Source organism: Ectobacillus sp., from assembly GCF_056992975.1.
Genome location: NZ_JBXKMX010000067.1, coordinates 1 through 4,408, shown reverse-complemented (window position 1 = coordinate 4,408; position 4,408 = coordinate 1). Strand labels below are relative to the sequence as shown.

General features: G+C 33.3%; 5 protein-coding genes. 3 read left to right on the top strand and 2 right to left on the bottom strand.

Features of this window, described 5'->3' with window-relative positions; all coding sequences use genetic code 11:
• Positions 1-346 precede the first annotated feature (346 nt).
• The gene (locus AC11ZT_RS03415; RefSeq protein WP_484058260.1) at positions 347-796 is read left to right on the top strand and encodes a hypothetical protein; all 450 of its coding nucleotides are present in this window, start codon (positions 347-349) and stop codon (positions 794-796) included.
• Between the two features lie 8 nt (positions 797-804).
• Here AC11ZT_RS03415 and AC11ZT_RS03410 read toward each other — a convergent pair whose 3' ends face one another.
• Positions 805-1,032: a phage holin gene (locus tag AC11ZT_RS03410; RefSeq protein ID WP_484058262.1), complete on the bottom strand. Its 228-nt coding sequence runs from the start codon at positions 1,030-1,032 to the stop codon at positions 805-807.
• A 346-nt stretch (positions 1,033-1,378) separates the two neighbouring features.
• Between AC11ZT_RS03410 and AC11ZT_RS03405 the strand changes: the two genes are divergently transcribed.
• Entirely contained in the window at positions 1,379-2,023 is a 645-nt protein-coding gene (locus AC11ZT_RS03405; RefSeq protein WP_484058259.1) for a YkyA family protein, read from the top strand.
• Positions 2,024-2,165: 142 nt separating this feature from the next.
• Here the strand turns inward: AC11ZT_RS03405 and AC11ZT_RS03400 are convergent, their stop codons facing one another.
• Positions 2,166-2,615 carry a YkyB family protein gene (locus AC11ZT_RS03400; RefSeq protein ID WP_484058261.1) on the bottom strand — a complete coding sequence of 150 codons (450 nt, stop codon included), beginning with the start codon at positions 2,613-2,615 and terminating at the stop codon, positions 2,166-2,168.
• A 263-nt stretch (positions 2,616-2,878) separates the two neighbouring features.
• Between AC11ZT_RS03400 and AC11ZT_RS03395 the strand changes: the two genes are divergently transcribed.
• On the top strand, positions 2,879-4,408 hold a 1,530-nt coding region (locus tag AC11ZT_RS03395; protein WP_484058258.1), incomplete at its 3' end, for a Ppx/GppA phosphatase family protein.

Genomic DNA, 4,408 nt, shown 5'->3' with positions numbered 1-4,408 from the left:
AAGTATTGGTGAAAAGATAGAAATGTAGGAATCATCCCTGTATACTTATTAATATACTGTTATTCCCATTTAGACAAGTAAGTTCTTTCTTTTATAACTTGATACCATGATGTCTAGTTTGTTAGTGCACTTATATATACAATAACTTTTGAACGCAAAGAGTCATTTTTCATCTCTCATACGTTGTCCATTTTAATTTATGATTTTTTTGCAGATTTCATCCCATCATATAATGTATGGTTCTAGACTAGATAACCTATCTTATTCGGTATTATAAACGTCCATGTTTTTTTAAGCATTTCAACTTAAAAACTAGATAAATTGAAATTGTGGAGGTGCTCTCAACTTGATTTTACAAACTAGCATGAAAAGCAATTCACCGTCAATAGAGGTTGTAATACGAATAAGAAATCGAGAGAAAGATCCACGGTTCTCATCTCATTTAACCTATGCAGTTGGAGATGTCGTTGATATAGTTATAGATGTTACAAATAACAGTGAGGAAGAAATAACCCATTTATTTATTAGTCATATGCTACGGGATGCAGTAATGTATGTACCTAATACTCTTAAAACCGAATTAGGAACAGCAGATTTGCTATTTCGAATTATGCGTTGGAGAATTGTAACTTTGAAATCAGGAGAACTTGCTACGCTACTATTTCAAGTAAAAGTTGGTAATGAGAGCGGCAGTGCAAGCATTCCTTTTAGTGCTAGCTATACGTATCAAATGCAAAATGTAAGCTATGGAACATATGAGGCTATTGGCGCAATTATGGAAAAAAGGAACCTGTAGAAGGTCCCTTAATGAAGATTGTGCTTTTTTAATAATTTTTTTTGTTCGATTCCTTTTTTTCCAATATAATTATTTTTATAGCCAAAATAGAGAATATATAGAAAAGATACAACGTTGGCAATGGCATCGATTTGTGCGTTTGTAAAAATTGTAATCCCAAATGATTGTAGAAGCAGTTTTAGTGCAAGCAAAAGTCCCGTTATATACCGAGCTACATCAGATGAATTTTGTATGATGGATGCCCCCTAAATGTTTCATTTTTCATTATATACATATGTGGTATGATTAAAAATGGAACAAGTTTTTTCATAAAATAAATACCCACTAGTATATTTAATAATAGAGGGATAAAATGAATACTGTTATTTTATTTCATATGAATTAGATAGCAATACCATTCTGCATAAGAAGTTTTTTGTGATAGGATTGATAATATAAGGAAGTGAAGAATTATAGGAGCTATGCCTTGTAGTGATAGATGTTAGTAGTGAAACAAATGTGACTTTGAACGATAATATGGAATTTATTATGTAACGGAAAGTTCATGGTATGACAATTGATAGTAAGGATTGGTGACAGAAAGTGTTTAAATATAAAATTATGGGGATTGCAGTAACCATGCTTGTTTTATCAGGTTGCGTAGGTTCGAAGTCAGAACAAGAACTGTATACTATTTTTGAAAAGGCAGCAACGCAAGAAAAGGCAATGTTTCAACAAACAGCTACATTTGATTCTCTTGGTCAGAAGGACAAAGAGCTATATTCGAAAATATTACAGCAAGGAAAAGATTCCAATGCATCTGTGCAGCCGATGATTGGTGAAGCTATACAAACTTTGGATCAGCGACAAAAAACATTAGATACCGAAAAAGATATATTGAATAATGCTCAAAAGGAAATGAAGAATGCAGATTCTAAAACAAATAATATTGAAAATGGGAAACTAAAAGATCAAGCGAAACAAATTGAAAAGTTGTATAAAGATCGCTATGACTCTTTTATCCAAATGTATGATTCTTATAAAAAAGCAATACAATCAGAAAAAGAGTTATACACTATGCTTCAAACGAAGGATGAAAAGTTGAAATCCATCAATGATAAAGTAAAAGACACAAACAGTTTATATAAAGATGCGGAAGATAAGATTGATCAGTTTAATAATGCTACAAAAGATTACAATAAGGAAAAGGTAGATTTTTATCAAGCTGCAAATATAAAGGTAAAGTAAAATGTTAATTTGAGGATAGGCATTGGACAAGGAAATCATTTCAGCGTGTAAATACATGAAATGATGAATAAAAGAGGGGACCAAATTGGATATGTATTGGTCTCCTCTTTTATTATGAATTCTACTGATATCGTAGCATGTTTTACTTTCTTGTATAGGAACGCTGGTACCAAGGTTTGGGTTGTAAGATTTTCTTTTCTTGTTCATAGGCTTCTGTGCCAATATATTGTTGAAGTAGTTTTTTTGCTAAAGAAAGTGACATATGTGTTTTAGGATTTCGATACGCTTGATTGAGTTCGCCAAGATGGGGAAGCTTTTGGAAGTCATCTTTGGAAGGCGGGATGTGAAAATAATAATCACCAGCTTGTACTAGTACATCCGATTGTTGTTTGCTAAATTTGGGATTTTTTGAGAAATGCAGACCTTCTTTTTTAGCTTTTCCCTCTTGAATTAATTTTTCGATTGCTCTTTTCTTCAGCCAGTATAAATATTTTGGATCTGTTGCTGATTTTGCATGGCGATTTACAATGAATATCGCTTGTGGGAGCTGCTCGGCTGATGGAGCGGGCTGTGCGTGAGAAGAATGTGACATCATATACCCTGTCCTCCTTTCCTTTCTACCTTATCATGTGAGGTCCTTTGTTTGCAACAAATGATAGAAAGCACGAATTTGTTTTCCGTTTCTTTGTATAGAAATTAGAAAGAAAAGACACAATTATTCAAAAACAAATAGTTACAGGCAAACTAATAGTGGAAACCGTTACAATCGTTTTGTACAATATATATAGTAGTTATTTTTTCCTTTAATCATTTGGAGATTTCAGCAAATGTATTCCTCAGAAATAAGGTGAAGCAATGATATACGAGCAATATGGCATTATTGACATCGGTTCCAACACGATACGTCTTGTTTTATATGAACAACAAAATAGTGGCTCTTATCGTGAAATTGAAAATACAAAAGTTTCAGCTAGACTGCGTAATTATTTGGTTGAAGGTAAACTTACCGAGGAAGGTCTTTCTGTTTTACTTCATACTCTTGAACAATTTCAAGAAAGTATTATGTACCATAAGTTACAGCACGTAATTTGCGTGGGTACAGCTACAATACGTCAGGCAACCAACAAAGAAGAGATTACGCATCTTGTAAAAGAACGAACAGGAATCGAACTTCGAATCCTTTCTGAATATGAAGAAGCGTATTATGGCTATTTAGCTGTTATGAATTCAACCTCTTTTGAAGAAGGTATTACAATAGATATTGGTGGCGGTAGTACGGAAATTACTTATTTTCGTAATCGCCAGCTGATCGAATATTTTAGCTTTCCTTTTGGGGCATTATCTTTAAAACAGCAATTTGTTTCTGGAGACATACCCACGTGGGATGAACGGGAGAAAATGTCTTCGTTTATACTTGGAAAAATGGAACAATTACCTTGGTTGCTTGAAAAACAAGTACCTATTATTGCTATAGGTGGTAGTGCGCGTAATATGGCGCGTGTTCATCAAAATATTATTTCATATCCTATTTCGGGAGTGCATTTATATGAAATGAAACCTAATGATATTGAAGTTGTCCATCAATTTATGAGTGATTTAAGCTTTCCTGAAATGCAAAAGCTTGACGGCTTGGCAAAGGATCGTGCTGATACTATTCTTCCTGCTGTAGAGGTATTTCAATCGCTTTTGACCGTTACCCAATCATCCTCTTTCATCATTAGTAGAAGAGGGCTTAGAGAAGGCATATTCTATGAAGTAAATGCTAAGAGATATGGTCTTTCTTATTATCCGAATGTAATTGAAGAGAGTTTTCACATGCTAGCTGAAAAGTATGCAATTGATTTAAATAATGTGATGTATCAAATTAAAACAGTTATGACACTTTGCAATGGGTTAGAAAAATGTAATGTAGTAAGTTTTACAAGTGATGAATTGCTTTCTGTCAGAATGGCGGCTAAAGTTTACAATATTGGGGTTTATATCGATGAGGAGGCTAGCAGTCAGCATACATTCTATTTGCTAGCAAACAAAACGATTGATGGAATGATGCATAAAGATAAGGTGAAGCTTGCTTTATTAGCATCCTTTAAAAATAAACTTTCCTATAAACAATATATGGAGTCGTTTGATTCATGGTTCACTAAAGAAGAGCAGAGAAAGATTCGTATATTAGGATCATTATTGCAATTAGCGGCTTCTTTAAATGTTACGAAGAGAAATGTAGTGGATCAAATTCATATTGAAATGATTCAAGAAGACATCCATATTTATATTATTTGTAATCGAAACGCTTTAGCAGAACAAGTTCAAGCCGAAAAACAAAAAAAACAAGTAGAGAAGGCGTTGAAACGAAATGTTGAATTACATTTCCAAGTTACCGCATCA